Origin of the sequence: Pseudomonas sp. R15(2017), from assembly GCF_002112685.1 — a bacterium.
GTDB lineage: Bacteria > Pseudomonadota > Gammaproteobacteria > Pseudomonadales > Pseudomonadaceae > Aquipseudomonas > Aquipseudomonas glycinae.
In genome coordinates this window covers 151,395-171,184 of the sequence record NZ_NEII01000007.1, presented here as the reverse complement: position 1 = coordinate 171,184, position 19,790 = coordinate 151,395, and the positions used below count along the sequence as shown (strand labels likewise).

The 19,790-nt window shown below is 61.5% G+C and carries 15 protein-coding genes and 3 tRNA genes; all 18 read left to right on the top strand.

Going from position 1 to position 19,790, the window contains the following annotated elements:
* The first annotated feature begins 54 nt into the window (after positions 1–54).
* The 18 genes from asd to CAF77_RS16000 all read left to right on the top strand — a co-directional run bounded on the left by asd (position 55) and on the right by CAF77_RS16000 (position 19,790).
* On the top strand, positions 55–1,167 hold the full coding sequence (gene asd / locus CAF77_RS16085) for an aspartate-semialdehyde dehydrogenase (RefSeq protein WP_003226428.1): 1,113 nt from the start codon (positions 55–57) through the stop codon (positions 1,165–1,167).
* A gap of 272 nt (positions 1,168–1,439) precedes the next feature.
* Positions 1,440–2,450: an aspartate-semialdehyde dehydrogenase gene (locus tag CAF77_RS16080; RefSeq protein WP_064378836.1), complete on the top strand. Its 1,011-nt coding sequence runs from the start codon at positions 1,440–1,442 to the stop codon at positions 2,448–2,450.
* Positions 2,451–2,659: 209 nt separating this feature from the next.
* Positions 2,660–5,305, top strand: a complete 2,646-nt coding sequence (locus CAF77_RS16075) for a FimV/HubP family polar landmark protein (RefSeq protein ID WP_064378837.1) — start codon at positions 2,660–2,662, stop codon at positions 5,303–5,305.
* A 150-nt stretch (positions 5,306–5,455) separates the two neighbouring features.
* Positions 5,456–6,280 carry a tRNA pseudouridine(38-40) synthase TruA gene (gene truA, locus CAF77_RS16070; RefSeq protein ID WP_064378838.1) on the top strand — a complete coding sequence of 275 codons (825 nt, stop codon included), beginning with the start codon at positions 5,456–5,458 and terminating at the stop codon, positions 6,278–6,280.
* Positions 6,281–6,344: 64 nt separating this feature from the next.
* Positions 6,345–6,959: a phosphoribosylanthranilate isomerase gene (locus CAF77_RS16065; RefSeq protein ID WP_064378839.1), complete on the top strand. Its 615-nt coding sequence runs from the start codon at positions 6,345–6,347 to the stop codon at positions 6,957–6,959.
* 192 nt (positions 6,960–7,151) lie between these two features.
* The gene (accD, locus tag CAF77_RS16060; RefSeq protein WP_064378840.1) at positions 7,152–8,072 is read left to right on the top strand and encodes an acetyl-CoA carboxylase, carboxyltransferase subunit beta; all 921 of its coding nucleotides are present in this window, start codon (positions 7,152–7,154) and stop codon (positions 8,070–8,072) included.
* Complete coding sequence (gene folC, locus CAF77_RS16055; protein ID WP_064378841.1) at positions 8,069–9,376, top strand: bifunctional tetrahydrofolate synthase/dihydrofolate synthase; 1,308 nt, start codon at positions 8,069–8,071, stop codon at positions 9,374–9,376. Before accD ends, folC begins: the two co-directional genes overlap by 4 nt.
* Complete coding sequence (locus CAF77_RS16050) at positions 9,360–10,028, top strand: SPOR domain-containing protein (RefSeq protein WP_064378842.1); 669 nt, start codon at positions 9,360–9,362, stop codon at positions 10,026–10,028. Before folC ends, CAF77_RS16050 begins: the two co-directional genes overlap by 17 nt.
* A gap of 98 nt (positions 10,029–10,126) precedes the next feature.
* Positions 10,127–10,687 (top strand): CvpA family protein, encoded by a 561-nt coding sequence (locus CAF77_RS16045; RefSeq protein WP_007956464.1) that lies wholly within the window; start codon positions 10,127–10,129, stop codon positions 10,685–10,687.
* Between the two features lie 41 nt (positions 10,688–10,728).
* A complete protein-coding gene (purF, locus tag CAF77_RS16040; protein ID WP_007956466.1) occupies positions 10,729–12,234 on the top strand; it encodes an amidophosphoribosyltransferase in 1,506 nt (501 codons plus the stop codon).
* An 80-nt stretch (positions 12,235–12,314) separates the two neighbouring features.
* Positions 12,315–13,526 (top strand): O-succinylhomoserine sulfhydrylase, encoded by a 1,212-nt coding sequence (locus CAF77_RS16035; protein WP_064378843.1) that lies wholly within the window; start codon positions 12,315–12,317, stop codon positions 13,524–13,526.
* On the top strand, positions 13,523–14,299 hold the full coding sequence (locus CAF77_RS16030; protein WP_064378844.1) for an SDR family oxidoreductase: 777 nt from the start codon (positions 13,523–13,525) through the stop codon (positions 14,297–14,299). Before CAF77_RS16035 ends, CAF77_RS16030 begins: the two co-directional genes overlap by 4 nt.
* Positions 14,300–14,389: 90 nt before the next feature.
* Positions 14,390–14,465: transfer RNA gene (locus tag CAF77_RS16025), tRNA-Val, on the top strand.
* A gap of 55 nt (positions 14,466–14,520) precedes the next feature.
* Positions 14,521–14,597, top strand: a tRNA-Asp gene (locus CAF77_RS16020).
* 93 nt (positions 14,598–14,690) lie between these two features.
* Positions 14,691–14,767 (top strand) — tRNA-Asp (locus tag CAF77_RS16015).
* Positions 14,768–15,188: 421 nt separating this feature from the next.
* Complete coding sequence (locus CAF77_RS16010; protein WP_085655205.1) at positions 15,189–18,020, top strand: xanthine dehydrogenase family protein molybdopterin-binding subunit; 2,832 nt, start codon at positions 15,189–15,191, stop codon at positions 18,018–18,020.
* The gene (locus tag CAF77_RS16005; protein ID WP_064378846.1) at positions 18,013–18,552 is read left to right on the top strand and encodes a (2Fe-2S)-binding protein; all 540 of its coding nucleotides are present in this window, start codon (positions 18,013–18,015) and stop codon (positions 18,550–18,552) included. Before CAF77_RS16010 ends, CAF77_RS16005 begins: the two co-directional genes overlap by 8 nt.
* Positions 18,553–18,554: 2 nt before the next feature.
* Positions 18,555–19,790 carry a cytochrome c gene (locus CAF77_RS16000; protein ID WP_064378847.1) on the top strand — a complete coding sequence of 412 codons (1,236 nt, stop codon included), beginning with the start codon at positions 18,555–18,557 and terminating at the stop codon, positions 19,788–19,790.

The following is a 19,790-nucleotide window of genomic DNA, read 5'->3' as shown; positions in this document are numbered from 1 at the left end:
GCTGCGAAATTCAATACAAAGCAGCGGCCCACTTTTCAAGAAGGTGTAGTTGCGATGAAACGTGTAGGTCTGATCGGTTGGCGCGGCATGGTCGGTTCCGTGCTCATGCAGCGGATGCTGGAAGAGCAGGATTTCGATCTTATCGAGCCGGTGTTTTTCACCACTTCCAATGTCGGTGGCCAAGGCCCGTCCGTGGGCAAGGACATTGCTCCGCTCAAGGACGCTTACAGCATTGAAGAGCTGAAGACCCTCGACGTGATCCTGACCTGCCAGGGCGGCGACTACACCAGCGAAGTGTTCCCGAAGCTGCGCGAAGCCGGCTGGCAGGGTTACTGGATCGACGCGGCCTCGAGCCTGCGGATGAACGACGACGCCGTCATCATCCTCGATCCGGTCAACCGCAAGGTCATCGACCAGCAGCTTGACGCGGGCACCAAGAACTACATCGGCGGCAACTGCACCGTCAGCCTGATGCTGATGGGCCTGGGCGGTCTGTTCGAAGCCGGTCTGGTCGAGTGGATGAGCGCCATGACCTATCAGGCGGCGTCCGGTGCCGGCGCGCAGAACATGCGTGAACTGATCAAGCAGATGGGCGCGACCCACGCCGCTGTCGCCGATCAACTGGCCGATCCTGCCAGCGCGATCCTCGACATCGATCGTCGTGTGGCCGAAGCCATGCGCAGCGACGCGTACCCGACCGAAAACTTCGGCGTACCGCTGGCCGGCAGCCTGATCCCGTGGATCGACAAGGAACTGCCGAATGGCCAGAGCCGCGAAGAGTGGAAGGCCCAGGCCGAGACCAACAAGATCCTCGGTCGCTTCAAGAGCCCGATCCCGGTCGACGGTATCTGCGTGCGCATCGGCGCCATGCGTTGCCACAGCCAGGCGCTGACCATCAAGCTGAACAAAGACGTGCCGATCGCCGACATCGAAGGGCTGATCAGTCAGCACAACCCTTGGGTCAAGCTGGTGCCGAACAATCGCGATATCAGTATGCAGGAGCTGAGTCCGACGAAAGTTACCGGCACCCTGAACGTACCGGTCGGTCGTCTGCGCAAGCTGAACATGGGGTCGCAGTTCGTCGGTGCCTTCACCGTCGGCGACCAACTGCTGTGGGGCGCGGCCGAACCGCTGCGTCGCATGCTGCGGATCCTGCTTGAGCGTTGATCGCTTGAAGCTGTGAAAAAAACCGTGCCTTGTGAGAGGTACGGTTTTTTTATGCCTGACTGTGCTCGGGTGCCTGGTCTGGCCCCATCGCTGACAAGCCAGCTCCCACAGTGTTTGGTGTCGGCCCCGGTTTTTATTGCACCATAGAAACCTGTGGGAGCTGGCTTGCCAGCGATGAGGTCGGTACAGGTGGCGCTAATCCCCGGCAGAAATTGCCTGTGCGCCAGTCTGCCGGTAAAGTGCCGCTCCCCCGTTTCGCCAGAGGTAGCAACATGACCCAGACCCTTGATATTGCCGTGATCGGCGCCACCGGTACTGTCGGCGAAACCCTCGTGCAGATTCTCGAGGAGCGCGACTTCCCGGTCGGCACCTTGCACCTGTTGGCCAGCAGCGAATCGGCCGGCAGCTCGGTGCTGTTTCGCAACAAGAACGTGCGCGTGCGTGAAGTCGACGAGTTCGATTTCAGCAAGGTCAAGCTGGCGTTCTTCGCCGCCGGCCCTGCCATCACCCTGAGTTACGCCGCCCGCGCTCACGCGGCGGGTTGCTCGCTGGTTGATCTGTCCGGCGCCTTGCCGGCGGATCAGGCGCCGCAAGTGGTGCCGGAAGCCAATGCCGAGGTGCTGGCCGGTTTGAAAGCACCGTTCCAGGTCAGCAGCCCGAGCCCGTCGGCCACCACATTGGCCGTGGTGCTGGCGCCGCTGCTCGATCTGATCGAGCTGCAATATGTGCACGTCACCGCCAATCTGGCGGTTTCCGCCCAGGGCCGCGAAGCCGTGACCGAACTGGCGCGCCAGACCGCCGAGCTGCTGAACATGCGTCCGCTGGAGCCGACATTCTTCGACCGGCAGATGGCTTTCAACCTGCTGGCCCAGGTCGGAACGCCCGACGCGCAAGGTCACACGCTGCTGGAAAAACGTCTGGTGCGCGAGCTGCGTCAGGTGCTGGCCAAGCCTTTATTAAAGATTTCCGCAACTTGCGTTCAAGCCCCGGTGTTTTTTGGCGATAGCTTTAGCGTGACCTTGCAGTCAGCGAGCGCGGTCGACCTGGAAAAGGTCAACGCCGCGCTTGAAGAGGCCGAGGGTATCGAGCTGGTCGAGGCCGGCGATTATCCGACCGCCGTCGGTGACGCGGTCGGGCAGGACGTGGTCTACGTCGGGCGGGTGCGCGCCGGTGTCGACGAGCCGTCGGAACTTAATCTGTGGCTGACGTCAGATAACGTACGCAAAGGTGCGGCCCTCAACGCCGTGCAGGTCGCCGAGTTGTTGATAAAAGACCTGCTGTAAAAGATACTTGGCAACAATTTGTCGACTGATTCTAGCCGGGCGCTATGCTTGGCCAGATCGCTTGATGACGCGACACCCTCCGGGACTTTCCGGGGCATCAAAGAAATGATCGCGCGCGGCATGCTGTCGTCGTCGCGCGCAATGCCTTACGGCAGCGACTATCAACATCTTCTCGCTGGCCGAGGAACGTTCAAACAAAGGAAGAGGCTATGGTTCAAGTTCGCAAACTGGTGTTAGCAATAGCGGCCGCCTCGGCGCTGTCCTCCGGTATGGCGCATGCCCTCGGGCTCGGGGAGCTGACCCTGAAGTCGACCCTGAACCAGCCGCTGGTGGCGGAAATCGAGCTGCTCGATGTCAAGGATCTGACCGCTGCCGAAGTGGTGCCGAGCCTGGCCTCGCCGGAAGATTTCGCCAAGGCTGGCGTCGATCGCCAGGCCTTCCTCAATGATCTGACCTTCACCCCGGTGCTCAACGCCAGCGGCAAAAGCGTGCTGCGTGTAACGTCGAGCAAGCCGCTGTCGGAACCGATGGTGAAATTCCTCGTGCAGGTGATGTGGCCCAACGGCCGTCTGCTGCGTGATTACAGCGTGCTGCTGGATCCATCGAAGTTCTCGCCGCAGACCGCTGATGCCGCCGCCCAGCCTGCGCCGGCGCAAACCATCACCGCTCCGACCACCGGCGCCACGCATTCAACCCACACCACCACGCCGCGCGACACCCTGTGGGAAATCGCCGCCAAGGCGCGCACCGGCGGTTCGGTGCAGCAGACCATGCTGGCGATCCAGGCCTTGAACCCGGACGCGTTCATCGGCGGCAACATCAACCGCCTGAAAACCGGTCAGGTGCTGCGTCTGCCGGATCAGGTGCAAAGCACCGCACTGCCGCAGTCCAAAGCGATTGCCGAAGTGGCGGCGCAGAACGAAGCCTGGCGGCAGGGTCGTCGTTATGTGGCCAAGCCGGGCACCGGTCAGCAGCAGCTCGATGCGACCAATCGTGGTCGCGCCAATACCGGTGCTGCGCAAAACGCCAAGGACAACCTGAGCCTGGTGTCAGCCGAAAGCGCCAAGGCGCGTGGCAAGGGTCCGGCCGGCGATGCCAAGGCCCTGAGCAACAAACTGGCGGTCACTCAGGAAAGTCTCGACACCACCCGTCGTGACAACGAAGAGCTGAAAAGCCGCATGGCCGATCTGCAAAGCCAGCTGGACAAGCTGCAACGCCTGATCGAGCTGAAGAACAATCAACTGGCGAAGATGCAGGCCGAAGGTTCGGGCTCGGCTCCGGCCACAACGGCCCCTGTTGTTCCTGCGATCACTGCGGAGCTGGCAACCACGCCACCGGCGACTCCAGCAGAGGTTGCGCCAGTCGCACCTGCGCCTGAGGCTGCTGCTCCGGCCCCGGTCGAGCCGGTTGTCGAGCCTGTGGTTGAAACCACGCCCGCCGTCAATGACGAGAAAACCTTCAACGAACTGCTGACCAATCCAATCCTGTTGGGTCTGGTCGGTGGCGGTGCAGTGGTCCTGCTGCTCCTGTTGTTGCTGCTGGCCCGTCGCCGCAAGGCGCAACAGGAAGCCGAAAAACACCTGCGTATGGCACGTGCGCTGGAGGAGCAGTCCTTCTCCCAGGATCTCGATCTGCCGGAAAGCAGCTTCGAAGGTCTGGAGGTGCCAGCCGCCAGCGTCAAGCTGACCCCGGCTCCAGCTCCAGCAGCGGCGCCTGCCGCCGCTGCTGTAGTTGCGCCCGTCGTGATGGCCGAGCCGATCGCCGCGCCGTTGGTGGCGCCGGCCGCCGAGCGTTCCGACGACGTGCTGGACAAGGCGCAGTCGCACATCGACGGCGGTCGTTTGAATCAAGCCGCCGCGTTGCTGGAGGAGGGCGTGAGCCTGGAGCCGCAGCGCAGCGATCTGCGTCTGAAGCTGATGGAGGTTTACGGTCGCCAGGGTGATCGCGATGCCTTCGTCGGTCAGGAGCGTCAACTGGTTGCCAATGGCGACAACTTCGCCAAGGTCGAAGAGCTGAAAAGCCGCTTCCCGGCCATGGCGGTCGTCGCGGCCAGCGGTCTGGCGGCAGCGGCGATTGCCGCCGAACTGGACGCGGAATACGTCAAGGAGCTGCTGCTCGACGAGCCTGAAGCGCCGGCTGCTTCTGCTGCGGCAGATGACGATCTGGACAGCGCTTTCGACCTGAGCCTCGACGATCTCGACAACATCACGCCAGTTGAACCTGTGGCGGCTGTCGAGCCGGAAACGCCGGTCGAGCTGGACGCATTCCCGACTGACGACGACCTGAGCTTCGAGTCGGTGCTGCAACAGCAGACCGACATCAAGGAAAACCTCGACGACCTGTCGGACTTCGACCTGGATCTGGACCTCGGTGCCGATCCTGCGCCTGCGCCGGTCGAGTTGGCAGACGATGACTTCCTGCTGGATCTGGACGAAGGCGTGAAGGATCTGCCGCTGGTCGAAACCCCGGCCGTGACCGACGTGCCGCAGGACGATCTGGAACTGCCAGCCGATTTCGACCTGTCCCTGGCTGACGAAATGGACGCTGCACCAGCCGAGCCGGACGCGTTCGCCGCCGAGCTGGACGACGTCAACGCTGAGCTGGATCGTCTGTCGAGCAGCATCAACGAGCCAAGCTTCACCGAAGCTGATGCTGCGTTGGGTGATGATCTGGGTGAGGATGACTTCGACTTCCTGTCCGGCACCGACGAAGCCGCGACCAAGCTCGATCTGGCGCAGGCCTACATCGACATGGGCGACAACGACGGTGCGCGCGACATCCTCAATGAAGTCATCAGCGAGGGCAACGACAAGCAGAAGAGCGAAGCGAGCGAAATGCTTTCGCATCTGGCCTGAGTCGGCATTCAGCGCTAAGCAAAACGGCAGCCCATGAGGCTGCCGTTTTTGTTTGGGTCTGGTTTCCCCGTCCCGCCGCCTTATAATGCCCGCCTTTGTAGATCAGCAGGCTGTACCGACTTGGCAAACATAGATAACCCGGCCGCCGAAATGGCACCCGAAGGCTTTTTCCGCGTCGCGCTGGGCGTTGAATACAAGGGCTCGCGCTACAGCGGCTGGCAGCGTCAGTCCACCGGTGTGCTCACCGTGCAGGAAACCCTGGAAAAAGCCCTGTCGAAGGTCGCCGACTCGCCGATCTCGCTGCAATGCGCGGGGCGCACCGACGCCGGTGTGCATGCGTGCGGGCAAGTGGTGCATTTCGATACCCAGGTCGACCGCTCGCTGAAAGCCTGGGTCATGGGCGCCAACATCAATCTGCCCCACGACATCAGCGTCAGTTGGGCGAAGGTCATGCCGGCGCATTTCCATGCGCGATTCAAGGCGATTGCCCGGCGCTATCGCTATGTGATCTACAACGATCAGATCCGCCCGGCGCATCTCAACGAAGAAATCACCTGGAATCACCGTCCGCTGGACGTCGAGCGCATGGCCGAGGCCGCGCAGTACCTGATCGGTACCCATGATTTCAGTGCCTTCCGTGCCGGCCAGTGCCAGGCCAAGTCGCCGATCAAGCAGATGCATCACCTGCGCGTGACCCGTCACGGCAAAATGATCGTTCTGGACATCCGCGCCAACGCGTTCCTGCACCACATGGTGCGCAACATCGCCGGCGTGCTGATGACCATCGGTGCCGGCGAGCGGCCGGTGGAGTGGATGAAAGAAGTGCTGGAGAGCCGTGAGCGGCGTTCCGGCGGGGTCACGGCGCATCCGTTCGGCCTGTATCTGGTGCAGGTCGAGTATCACGACGAGTTCCCGTTGCCCGAGCGTTTCATCGGGCCACATTTCCTTACGGGTTTCGCGGATCTTGACGGCTGACGCCCTCGAACGCATTTGTTACCATCCGGGACTTTCTCGGATTTGCCTTGGGGTTTTTATCGACATGTCAGCCGTTCGCAGCAAGATTTGCGGGATTACCCGCATGGAAGATGCGTTGGCAGCCGTCGAGGCCGGGGCCGATGCCATCGGTTTTGTGTTCTACGCTAAAAGTCCCCGGGCCGTGACCGTGCAGCAGGCGCGGGCGATCATCGCCGCATTGCCGCCGTTCGTGACCACGGTCGGGCTGTTCGTCAATGCCAGCCGCTGCGAGCTCGGGGAAATCCTCGATGCCGTGCCGCTGGATCTGTTGCAGTTCCACGGCGACGAAACCGCCGCCGAGTGTGAAGGCTGGCACCGGCCGTACATCAAGGCTTTGCGGGTCAAGGCGGGCGATGACATTGCCGCTGCCTGCGATGCCTACCCAAGTGCCAGCGGCGTGCTGCTCGACACTTATGTCGAAGGCGTGCCCGGCGGAACCGGCGAGGCGTTCGACTGGTCATTGATTCCGCAAGGCTTGAGCAAACCGTTGATTCTGGCCGGCGGCCTGACGCCGGAGAACGTCGCCGATGCGATCGCCCAAGTGCGGCCGTATGCCGTGGATGTCAGCGGCGGGGTAGAGGCGAGCAAGGGCATCAAGGATCACGCAAAGATTCGTGCATTCATCAACGCCGTACGCTGATGTGACGGCTGGCAGACTGCCGCCGTCCACAGCTCTGTAGAAAAGAGGCTGAGGGTCTTTTCGGGGTGTACGCAGGTCAGTTCCGCTGACCCGGCAGCCCGGCCGATCATCGCCACACATGAATTTAGCTGAAGGGCATACGCGGGGCCGCGAACCAGAGCGTTCGGGCCGCCGGTACTGGAGAAAGAAAGCATGAGCAACTGGTTGGTAGACAAGCTGATCCCTTCGATCATGCGTTCCGAGGTCAAAAAGAGCTCGGTCCCTGAAGGTCTGTGGCACAAATGCCCGTCCTGCGAGGCTGTGCTGTATCGTCCGGAGCTGGAAAAGACCCTGGACGTTTGCCCTAAGTGCAACCACCACATGCGCATCGGCGCACGTGCGCGCATCGACATCTTCCTGGACGCCGAAGGCCGTGCCGAACTGGGCGCCGATCTGGAGCCGGTTGACCGTCTGAAATTCCGTGACGGCAAGAAGTACAAGGACCGTCTGGTCGCTGCCCAGAAACAGACCGGCGAGAAAGACGCACTGGTGTCCATGAGCGGCACCCTGCTGGGCATGCCGGTCGTGGTTTCGGCGTTCGAATTCAGCTTCATGGGCGGTTCCATGGGCGCCATCGTTGGTGAGCGCTTCGTGCGCGCCGCCAACTACGCGCTGGAAAACCGTTGCCCGATGGTCTGCTTCTCCGCTTCCGGTGGCGCGCGGATGCAGGAAGCGCTGATCTCGCTGATGCAGATGGCCAAGACCTCGGCCGTGCTGGCGCGTTTGCGTGAAGAAGGCATTCCGTTCATCTCCGTGCTGACCGACCCGGTCTACGGCGGCGTTTCCGCCAGTCTGGCGATGCTGGGCGACGTGATCGTCGGCGAGCCTAAAGCCCTGATCGGCTTCGCCGGTCCGCGCGTGATCGAGCAGACCGTGCGTGAAAAACTGCCGGAAGGCTTCCAGCGCAGCGAGTTCCTGCTGGAGCACGGTGCAATCGACCTGATCATCGACCGTCGCGAACTGCGTCCGCGTCTGGGTAACCTGCTGGCGCAACTGACCGGCAAACCGACGCCTAAATTCGTTGCTGCGCCGATCGAGCCGATCGTCGTTCCGCCGGTGCCTGCCAACGTATGACCGAGCGCACCCTTGGCGAGTGGCTCGCCTACCTTGAACAGTTGCATCCATCGGCCATCGACATGGGGCTGGAGCGTTCGCAACAGGTAGCGTCCCGCATGGGACTGGGCCAGCCGGCGCCACGGGTGATTACGGTCACCGGCACCAACGGCAAGGGGTCGACCTGCGCTTTCGTGGCTTCATTGCTGCGGGCGCAGGGCCTGAGCGTTGGTGTCTACAATTCTCCGCACCTGCTGCGTTACAACGAGCGGGTGCAGCTCAATGGCGTCGAAGCCACTGACGCGCAGCTGTGCGAAGCCTTCGCGGCGGTCGAAGCGGGGCGCGGCGACACTTCCCTGACTTACTTCGAAATGGGCACCCTCGCGGCGTTCTGGCTGTTTCAACAGGCCGGGCTCGACGCGGTGGTGCTGGAAGTCGGGCTGGGCGGGCGTCTGGACACGGTCAACGTGGTCGATGCCGATATCGCGCTGGTCACCAGCATTGGTGTCGATCATGCCGATTACCTGGGCAATACCCGCGAATCCGTGGCCTTTGAAAAGGCCGGGATTTTCCGTCAGGGCAAACCTGCGCTGTGCGGCGATCTGAATCCTCCACAACCCCTGCTGGACAAGGCGCGCGAGCTGGCTTGTCCGTTCTTCCTGCGCGGGCGCGATTTCGATCTCGGCATCACTGATCAATTCTGGCAGTGGCGCGGTACCGATACTGACGGTCAGATTGTCGAGCTGCGCGATTTGCCGCTGCTTGATCTGCCGATGGAAAACGCTGCGCTGGCGTTGCAGGCTTATCTGCTGCTCGGTTTGCCGTGGGATGCCGGGCAGATTGCTGCGGCGTTGCAGGCGACTCGCGTGGTCGGTCGTCTTGATCGTCGTTCGTTCGAATGGAACGGCAAACGTCTGAACCTGCTGCTGGATGTTGGCCATAACCCGCATGCGGCGGAGTACCTGGCGCGGCGTCTGGCGGCTCGTCCACCGGTCGGCAAGCGTCTGGCGGTGTTCGGCCTGTTGGCGGACAAGGATCTGGACGGTGTCATCGGTGAGTTGAATGCCAGCGTCCAGCACTGGGCGGTGGCGCCGCTGGATTCGCCGCGTTCGCGTCCGGTGGATGAATTGAAACAGGCATTGCAGAACCTTGGCGCCTCGGTCACGTCTTATGACAGCGTGGCGGCCGCCCTGGAAGGGCAGTGTGCAGTGGCCACCAGCGACGACGAGATCTTGCTGTTCGGATCATTTTATTGTGTCGCCGAGGCCCTTGAATGGCTGTCTCGGCGCTCCACGGAGGAAGCGGCAAATGGCTTTGCTGGATAAAGCGTACAAGCAGCGCATGGTCGGTGCCCTGGTGCTGGTGGCGCTGGCGGTGATTTTCCTGCCGATGCTGTTTTCCCGTCAGGATGAACAGCGTCAGGTGACCGTCGAGGCGCCGGCTGCGCCGCAGGCGCCCGCCGTGGCGCAGATCCAGATGGAAACCGTTGCGGTGCCGGAGCCTCAGGTTCTGCCGCAAGAGCCAGTGCCGAGCGATGACGAAGTCGCCGAGCAGGCTGTGCCAACGGCGCCGATTGCTTCCGCCGCGCCAGCCCCGGCTCCGGCGCCGGTGGCCAAACCGGTTGCGCCGGCGCCTGCTCCGGCTCCAGCGGCCAAGCCAACCACGGCCCCGGCCCAGCCGATCGCTGCATTGTCTACCAAGCCGGATACCACCCAGAGCCGCATCGATGCCAATGGCCTGTCGGTGAGCTGGTCGGTGCAATTGGCCAGTCTGTCGAGCCGCGCCAGCGCCGAAAGTCTGCAGAAAACCCTGCGCAGCCAGGGTTACAACGCTTATATCCGTTCGGCCGATGGCAAGAACCGGGTATTTGTCGGCCCGCTGATCGAGCGCGCCGAAGCCGATCGTCTGCGCGATCTGTTGAGCCGCCAGCAGAACCTCAAGGGGTTTGTGGTGCGCTTCCAGCCCGAGCGCGGCTGATATCTATCACTTCGATAGAAATGCACTGAAAATCGCAGCTTACCGACAGCCATGCGCTCTGCTAAAATGCGCCGCCTTATCCGTCTGTAGGCTGCACTGTGCCATTTACCTGGGTTGACTGGGCGATCGTTGCAATCATCGCCATATCCGCTTTGATCAGTTTGAGCCGCGGCTTCGTCAAAGAAGCATTGTCGCTGGTGACCTGGATCATCGCAGGAGCCGTTGCCTGGATGTTCGGTGGTTCACTGTCCGAGTACCTCGCCGGATACATTCAAACACCGTCGGCTCGTGTGATCACGGGCTGTGCCATCATGTTTGTCGCCACACTGATCGTGGGCGCAATGATCAATTATCTTATCGGCGAGTTGGTTCGCGTCACCGGGTTGTCCGGGACCGATCGATTCCTCGGCATGGCCTTCGGCGCTGCGCGTGGCGTGTTGCTGGTGGTCGTGGCAGTCGGGCTGTTGAGCCTGGGGCCGGTACAGCAGGACGGGTGGTGGAAAGAATCACAGCTCGTGCCAAAGTTTCTATTGGTCGCAGACTGGTCCAAGAACCTGATTCTCGGGTGGAGCAGTCAGTGGCTTGCCAGCGGAATCAGCGTACCCGCTGATATTCCGTTCAAGGAGCAACTCTTGCCGTCGGCCAAAACGCCTCAGTGAGTGTTGTTCAGTTCAGATCCATTAAGTAGGGGTTGCGTCGCATGTGTGGCATCGTCGGTATCGTCGGTAAGTCGAACGTCAATCAGGCGCTGTATGACGCGCTAACCGTGCTCCAGCACCGCGGCCAGGACGCTGCCGGTATCGTGACCAGCCATGATGGCCGGTTGTTCTTGCGCAAGGACAATGGCCTGGTGCGTGACGTGTTTCAGCAGCGTCACATGCAGCGCCTGGTCGGCCACATGGGTATCGGCCACGTCCGTTACCCGACTGCCGGCAGCTCGACCTCGGCCGAGGCCCAGCCGTTCTACGTCAACTCGCCGTACGGCATCACCCTGGCGCATAACGGTAACCTGACCAACGTTGAACAGTTGGCCAAAGAGATCTACGAATCCGATCTGCGTCACGTCAACACCAGCTCCGACTCGGAAGTGTTGCTCAACGTGTTCGCCCACGAGCTGGCCCAGCGCGGCAAGCTGCAACCGACCGAAGAAGACGTGTTTGCCGCCGTGACCGACGTGCACAACCGTTGCGTCGGTGGTTACGCGGTCGTGGCAATGGTGACCGGTTACGGCATCGTCGGTTTCCGTGACCCCCACGGCATCCGCCCGATCGTGTTCGGCCAGCGTCACACTGACGAAGGCGTCGAGTACATGATCGCCTCCGAAAGCGTTTCGCTGGACGTACTCGGCTTCACCCTGATCCGCGACCTGGCACCGGGCGAAGCGGTCTATATCACTGAAGATGGCAAACTGCACACCCGTCAGTGCGCAACCAACCCGTCCCTGACTCCGTGCATCTTCGAACACGTCTATCTGGCGCGTCCGGACTCGATCATCGACGGCGTGTCGGTCTACAAGGCCCGTCTGCGCATGGGTGAGAAGCTGGCCGAGAAGATTCTGCGCGAGCGTCCAGAGCACGATATCGACGTGGTCATCCCGATTCCGGACACCAGCCGCACTGCCGCGCTGGAGCTGGCCAACCATCTGGGCGTGAAATTCCGCGAAGGCTTCGTCAAGAACCGCTACATCGGTCGTACCTTCATCATGCCCGGCCAGGCCGCACGCAAGAAATCGGTACGCCAGAAGCTCAACGCCATCGAGCTGGAATTCCGCGGCAAGAACGTGATGCTTGTCGACGACTCGATCGTTCGCGGCACCACCTGCAAGCAGATCATCCAGATGGCCCGCGAAGCTGGCGCGAAAAACGTCTACTTCTGCTCGGCGGCTCCGGCTGTTCGCTTCCCGAACGTGTACGGTATCGACATGCCGAGCGCTCACGAGCTGATCGCGCACAATCGTTCGACTCAGGATGTCGCTGATCTGATCGGCGCTGACTGGCTGATCTATCAGGACCTGCCTGACTTGATCGAAGCGGTCGGTGGCGGCAAGATCAAGATCGAAAACTTCGATTGCGCAGTATTTGACGGCAAGTACGTCACCGGCGATGTCGACGAGGCTTACCTGAACAAGATCGAACAGGCACGCAACGATGCCTCGAAGGTCAAGACCCAGGCGGTCAGTGCGATCATCGATCTGTACAACAACTGAGTTTCAACCGGCCCTTAGGGGCCGGTTTTGTATCTGGCAAAAGACTTTTATTTATCGAGAACAGGGCAAGGAGTGACAGCATGAGTCAGGAATGGGATGCCGGTCGGCTGGACAGCGACCTCGAAGGCGTAGCGTTCGACACCCTGGCCGTACGTGCCGGTCAGCACCGTACGCCGGAAGGCGAGCACGGTGATCCGATGTTCTTCACTTCCAGCTACGTGTTCCGTACCGCTGCTGACGCCGCCGCACGGTTTGCCGGGGAAGTGCCGGGCAACGTCTACTCGCGCTACACCAACCCGACCGTGCGCGCGTTCGAAGAGCGCATTGCCGCGCTGGAAAGCGCCGAGCAGGCGGTGGCCACGGCCACCGGCATGGCCGCGATCATGGCGGTGGTGATGAGCCTGTGCAGCGCCGGCGATCATGTGCTGGTGTCGCGCAGCGTGTTCGGTTCGACCATCAGCCTGTTCGAGAAGTATTTCAAGCGTTTTGGCGTGGAAGTCGATTACGTGCCGCTGGCCGATCTGTCGGCGTGGGACGCAGCGATCAAGTCCAACACCAAATTGCTGTTCGTCGAGTCGCCGTCCAATCCGTTGGCTGAACTGGTGGATATCACCGCGCTGGCGGAAATCGCGCACGCCAAGGGTGCGATGCTGGTAGTCGACAACTGCTTCTGCACGCCTGCCTTGCAGCAGCCGCTGAAGTTGGGCGCAGACATCGTTGTGCATTCGGCCACCAAGTTCATCGATGGCCAGGGCCGTTGCATGGGCGGCGTGGTTGCCGGTCGCAGTGAGCAGATGAAGGAAATCGTAGGCTTCCTGCGTACAGCCGGGCCGACCCTCAGCCCGTTCAATGCCTGGATCTTCCTCAAAGGCCTGGAAACCCTGAATCTGCGGATGAAGGCGCACTGCGCCAATGCTCAACAACTGGCTGAGTGGCTGGAGCAGCAGGACGGTATCGAGAAGGTGCATTACGCCGGTCTCAAGAGCCATCCGCAGCACGAACTGGCTCAGCGTCAGCAGAAGGGCTTCGGCGCGGTGGTGAGCTTTGAGGTCAAGGGCGGCAAAGAGGCTGCCTGGCGCTTTATCGATGCGACCCGTTTGATCTCGATCACCGCCAACCTGGGTGACAGCAAAACCACCATCACTCACCCGAGCACCACATCCCACGGCCGTCTGGCGCCGCAGGAGCGTGAAGCTGCCGGCATTCGTGACAGCCTGATCCGCATCGCGGTCGGTCTGGAAGACGTGGCTGACCTGCAAGCCGACCTGTCGCGCGGTCTGGCGGCGTTGTGATCGAGTTGTCTACGCCAAAGATCGGCACCCATGGCCGCGTTGCATTGGTCACGGGTGCCGCGCGCGGGATCGGCTTGGGCATCGCGGCATGGCTGATCAGCGAAGGCTGGCAGGTGGTGTTGACGGATCTGGATCGAGCGCGAGGTTCGAAAGTGGCGAAGGTGCTCGGCGAAAACGCCTGGTTCATCGCCATGGACGTCGCGGACGAAAGCCAGGTGGCGCTCGGTGTCGCTGAGGTGCTGGGGCGGTTTGGCCGCCTGGATGCGCTGGTGTGCAACGCTGCCGTGGCCGATCCGCACAACATCACACTGGAAAGCCTCGACCTGGCTTATTGGAATCGGGTGCTGGCGGTGAACCTAGGTGGGCCGATGTTGCTGGCCAAGCACTGCGCGCCGTATCTGCGTGCGCACAACGGGGCCATCGTCAATCTGGCCTCGACCCGTGCGGCGCAGTCGGAACCTGATACGGAAGCCTATGCGGCGAGCAAGGGTGGTTTACTGGCGCTGACCCACGCGCTGGCGATCAGTCTCGGGCCGGAGATTCGCGTCAATGCGGTCAGCCCGGGCTGGATCGATGCGCGGGATCCATCCGTGCGGCGCGCGGAACCGCTGACCGATACCGATCATGCCCAGCATCCGGCGGGCAGGGTAGGGACGGTCGAGGATGTGGCGGCGATGGTGGCTTGGTTGCTTTCGAAGAATGCAGGGTTTGTGACGGGGCAGGAATTCGTGGTCGATGGCGGCATGACCAAGAAGATGATTTATACGGAATGAAGCAATTTCGTCTTTTTTAGAAAAACTTCAATCCTGCTATTGACTTAGGTTCGCTACCTGCGTAAATTTCGCGGCCTCGGAGATGCAAACGGGTGATTAGCTCAGCTGGGAGAGCGTCTGCCTTACAAGCAGAATGTCGGCGGTTCGATCCCGTCATCACCCACCACTCCCGAGATACTTGCGTAAGCAAGAGCGTAGGCTGAAAGTGCCTGCACCGACGCGCAGCGGTAGTTCAGTCGGTTAGAATACCGGCCTGTCACGCCGGGGGTCGCGGGTTCGAGTCCCGTCCGCTGCGCCATATTTAACGAGTCAGACACTGTCTGGCTCGCGATTGAAAAGCACCGAAGCTTTCAGTCAAACGAGTTACTTGAGCGCAAGCTCAAAGCGATACGCAGCGGTAGTTCAGTCGGTTAGAATACCGGCCTGTCACGCCGGGGGTCGCGGGTTCGAGTCCCGTCCGCTGCGCCATATCTGTTTCAAGGACCACTGAACGCCTTGAAGCACCGAAAGCGACCTCTGGTTGATTCGGCATCGATAGCAAAGACCCTGGTCGAAAGACCGGGGTTTTTTGTGTCTGAAATTTGACCTTTCCCAAATTCCTCCCTTAAAGCCGGCGACGAACTTTAGCCGTGGCTCGTTCGATGCTGCCGGGCAATCTACCTGCGTCTCTGAGTCGCTGCGATGCAATGCCGCATTGATTTTTTGATTCTTTGGTCAAATTTTTGTAACTGGTTGTTTGCTGCGAGCTCAGAAACCTATAAAGTTAACCTTTCGGTCAGCTTTGCACTGTCATCACGCCCTTTGCTTCGTCAAAAAGGGCTTCTGCAAGACTCGAGATTCCCAGTAGATAACCAGAAGGGCGGATCCATAACCGCCCAGAGGATGATCCATGTCCAACCGTGAAATATCCCGGCGCTCGTTCCTCCAGGGCGGGCTGGTGGCGGGTGTGAGTGTCACGCTCACGCCGCTCAGCAGTCAGGCGCTGGCTGCCTTGATGGAAAACAGCGTGACTGTGCCGTCCGAGCAATGGCTCGGCAGCAACGGCAAGGCACGCCAGCGTAACGATGCCTTGTCCAAGGTCTGCGGCAGCAAAGTGTTTGCCCGCGACATCCGTTCCAAGGACATGCCGGGTTGGCCCCAGCAGCAAGGCCACGCCATGTTGCTGAAAACCATCAAGGCTGACCGCATCTACGACGGCTATGACCTGTCGTGGCTCGGCGCTGATCTGCAGCCTGATCGCATCGTCACCGCCGCCGACCTGGACAAGGACGGCATTGTGTTCCCTGAAGAGCACGCGCCGGATCCGCTGCTGCCGGAAGGCAAAGTGCCGATGTTCATCGGCCACCCGGTTGCGATCCTGATCTGGAACGACTTCGAGCGGTTCCGTCAGGCCAAGAACAAACTCAAATTCAATGACAAAGCGATTCGTTACGGTGCGCAAGTACCGTTCTACGAAGGCGATCCCTATGGCAGTTTCCGCTACGTGCGGGTCGGTGGCTCGACGTCGGCAGACGAAGACGAATTCGCCAGCCTCAAGGACTCGATCCTGTTCCCGATGCTGAAAAACCGTCGTCCGGTGTGGAATTCCCAGCCGAACCTGCACGGCAACCTGACCGAGCGCGGCCTGTTCTACGCCGACCGCATGAAGAAAGAGATCGATACCCCGCCGGACAACTGGCTGGTGTTCGACGAGCGCTACAAAACCCCGTCGATCGAACCGGCCGCGATGGAGCCGGACAACGGCAACGGCTGGTACGATCCGGCGACCAAGACCCTGCATTTCGTCGTCGCCACTCAATGCCCGCTGGAAACCGCCACCGAGACCGCGAAGATGATCGGGCCGTCGCGTTTCGGCCTGGCGAACCTGAACATGCACCCGGGCTACACCGTCGGTTACGGTTCCAAGGACCACAACATTTTCGTCTACTACGCAGCCCTGGCGGCGTTGTACGGTGCGGGTGTACCGATTCGCCTGGCCAACGACCGCTACGAGCAGTTCCAGAGCGGCATCAAGCGCCACCCGTTCGACATCCGCTACCAGTTGGCAGTGGACAAGACCGATCACAGCTTCAAGATTTTCCGTGCCGAGATGAGCGTCGACGGTGGCGGTCGGATCAACTACAGCCCGTCGGTGGCCGCCGTTGGCGCTACGGCGGCGCAGTCGATCTACTACATGCCGCAGAACGACCTGCAGGTCACCGCTTACCATTCCCGCGCCGTTGAAGCAGGTTCGATGCGCGGTTACGGCACCCTGCAGAGCATGGCTTCCACCGAGATGATGGTCGACGAAATCGCCGATCGCCTTGGTGTCGATGCCATTGATCTGCGCCGCAAGAACGCGCTGCGCTCGGGAATGAAAAACACTCAGGGCGCGATCCCGGCCGGTGCGTTGCGCCTGCACGAGATTCTCGACAAGGCTTCGCTGCACGAAGTCTGGAAAAACCGCGACGCGATCAAGAAACAGCGTGAAGCAGCGGATCCGGACAACTGGTATGGCGTGGGTTTCGCCATTTGCCAGAAAGACTTCGGCACCGGTTCCGAAGCGCCGATGGCCAGCATCGAGTTCACCGCTGACGGGCGCATTTCCCTGCGTCACATCGGCATCGAGATCGGCACCGGCATGTCCACCTCGCAAGCATTGGTGGTGGCTGATTTCCTCGGCAGCGCGGCTCACGACGTGAAGACTGGCGAAACCGAGTGGGATGAGATGCAACTGGTGACCGCCGGCAACCCTTACATCATGAGCCAGGCCGAGCAGGACAACTTCCTGCGTAACCCGCGCTGGGTCGGCAAACTGGCGTCGGCCTCGTCCGCGACCAACTCCGCCTATTACTTCAGTCACGCCACCCGTGAAGCGGCGCGCGTGCTGTTCAACCACGGTCTGTGGCCGGCAGCGCTGGAGATCTGGCGTCAGGGCCCGTACGGCGGTCAGGCCAACCCTTACGTGGTGCGTCGCGAAGATGCGCATTGGGTCGACGGCAAACTGACTGCCAACGGCATGCAGCCACTGACTTTCGAAGAGCTGGCCAAGCGTGCCCACGAGCGCGGTCTGGTCACTGGCGCCACGGTTCACGGTTTCAACCGCTGGAGCTGGGCTGAAGCCGAATACAGCATCGATGGCGTGCGCGAGCGTTTGCCGCTCGACGGTCTGGCGGTGAAGTACGGCGACGGCGCCCCGAAAGCGAAAAAGGCACAGATGACCAGTGCCGGTTTCCACCTGTTGGATCGGCAGAATGTTGCCTATCCGGTGGTTCAACTGAACAACGCCGCTGTGACCTACTACAGCCCGGTCGCAACGCTGGTGGAGTTGAAGGTCAACAAAGGTTCGGCAGAAGTCGAAGTGCTCAACCATCACTCGTGGCTGGAATGCGGTCGGGTGCTGGTCGAAGAACTGGTTCGTGGCCAGCTCGAAGGCGGGATCGCCATGGGCATCGGTCACGCCTTGATGGAAGAGATGCCGCTGTACGAAGGCGGGCCGGGGGAGGGTGACTGGAACTTCAACCGCTATCGCCTGCCGATGGCACGGCATGTGGCGGTGTGGAAGCAGACTTCGGAAATCCTGCCGCCGCTGTCCCCAAGCGACCCGTCCAAAGGCATTGCCGAAGTGGTGATGATCCCGGTGGTCGGTGCCATCGGTAACGCCGTGGCCCACGCCATCGGTAAACGTGTTCGCGATTTGCCAATCACTGCTGCGCGCATCAAGGAGGCCCTCAATGGCTAACCGTCCGCTTCAACTGACCCTCAACGGTCAATCCGTCGGCCCGGTGGACATCCCTGATGACCTGCCGATGATCGATTACCTGCACGAATACGAGAACCTCACCGGTTCGCGCCTGGGCTGCGGCCAGGGCATCTGCCACGCCTGCGTGGTGATCGTCGACAACCCGGACGGCACCAGCGAGGAAGTGCGCACCTGCATCACCGGCGCGCATTACTTCGAGGGCAAGAAAGTCCGCACCATCGAAGGCCACGCCAAGCGTGACGAGCAAGGCCAGGTGACCGAGCTGAACCCGATCCAGCAGCGCTTCGTCGACGAATTCGCCTTCCAGTGCAGCTACTGCGCACCGGGCTTCGTCAACGCCGCGACCGTGCTGGTGGAAAAGCTGCAACGCCAGCCGATCGTCAAAAGCAAACTGGAACAAGTCATCGAGGACAGCCTCGGCCATCACGTCTGCCGTTGCACTGGGTACGTGCGTTACTACAACGCCACCCGCAACGTGTTGACCGATCTCGGCCTGGTCAAGGAGGGTTAAGCATGAAGCAACTACTGACCCGCCTGGCCCTGGCGGTCGGGCTGGCTGCGCCTGTGTTGGCGGTGCACGCGGATGATCAGGTCAAGCGCGGCGAGTACCTTGCCCGCGCGGCCGACTGCATGGCCTGCCACACCGCACCGGGTGGCGCGCCATTTGCCGGCGGGCTGCCGATCGTGTCGCCGTTCGGCACGATCTACGGCACCAACATCACTCCAAGCAAAGAGCACGGCATCGGTCTCTACACCGATGACGAGTTCTTCGCTGCGCTCACCGAAGGCAAGCGTCGTGACGGCGCCAATCTGTACCCGGCGATGCCGTACACCTCGTATCACTTGATGCCGCGTGCGGATTCGGATGCGATTCACGCGTATCTGAAAACCATTGAGCCAATCGAGCGTGCCGCACCGGTGACCAGCCTGAGCTTCCCGTTCAACGTGCGTCCGGGCTTGATCGGCTGGAACATGATGTACGGCAAAGCCTTGAAGCTGGAGCTCGCCGAAGGCAAAAGCGACGCTTGGAAACGCGGCCAGTACATGGTCGAAGTGCTTGGCCACTGCGGTGAATGCCATACGCCACGCGGCCTGCCGGGCGCGATGCAGTTGGACAAGCGCCTGACCGGCGGCATCCTCAACGGGTATCTGGCACCGAGCCTGCTGGCCACTGATCTGGCGGCGCGCGGCTGGAATCATCAAGACCTGAGTACGTTCCTCAAGCACGGCATGAGCGCCCAGGGCACGATGTTCAACGAGATGTTTCCGGTGTTCCACAACAGCACTCAGGGCCTGAGTGATCCTGATCTGGCGGCGATGGCGACTTTCCTGCTGGGCGATCAGCCTCCGGCAGCGAAAGAACTGACCGACGTGCCGGTGGAAAAACTCAGTGCCAGCGCTCAACGCGGCCGTCAGGAATACTTGAACGTCTGCGCCGGCTGTCACGCGGCCGGTGGCGAGGGCAAGCCGCACATCGCGGTGGCCATGCGAGGCAACACCACGCTGCGTCTGGAAGACCCACGCAACCTGTTGCGCGTGATCGAGGATGGCATCGGCGAACAGAAATTCGCCGGGTTCGAACACATGCAGCCGATGCCGGGTTTTGCCGACAAGCTCAGTGCCGAACAACTGACCGATCTGCTGAACTACCTGCGTCAGGGCTGGGGTGGTCAGTCGGCCGAGTTGGCGGTCGGCGATGTGCAGAAGCTCCAGGCTGACGCTCCGTCCATCGAGCACAAGGCGCACTGA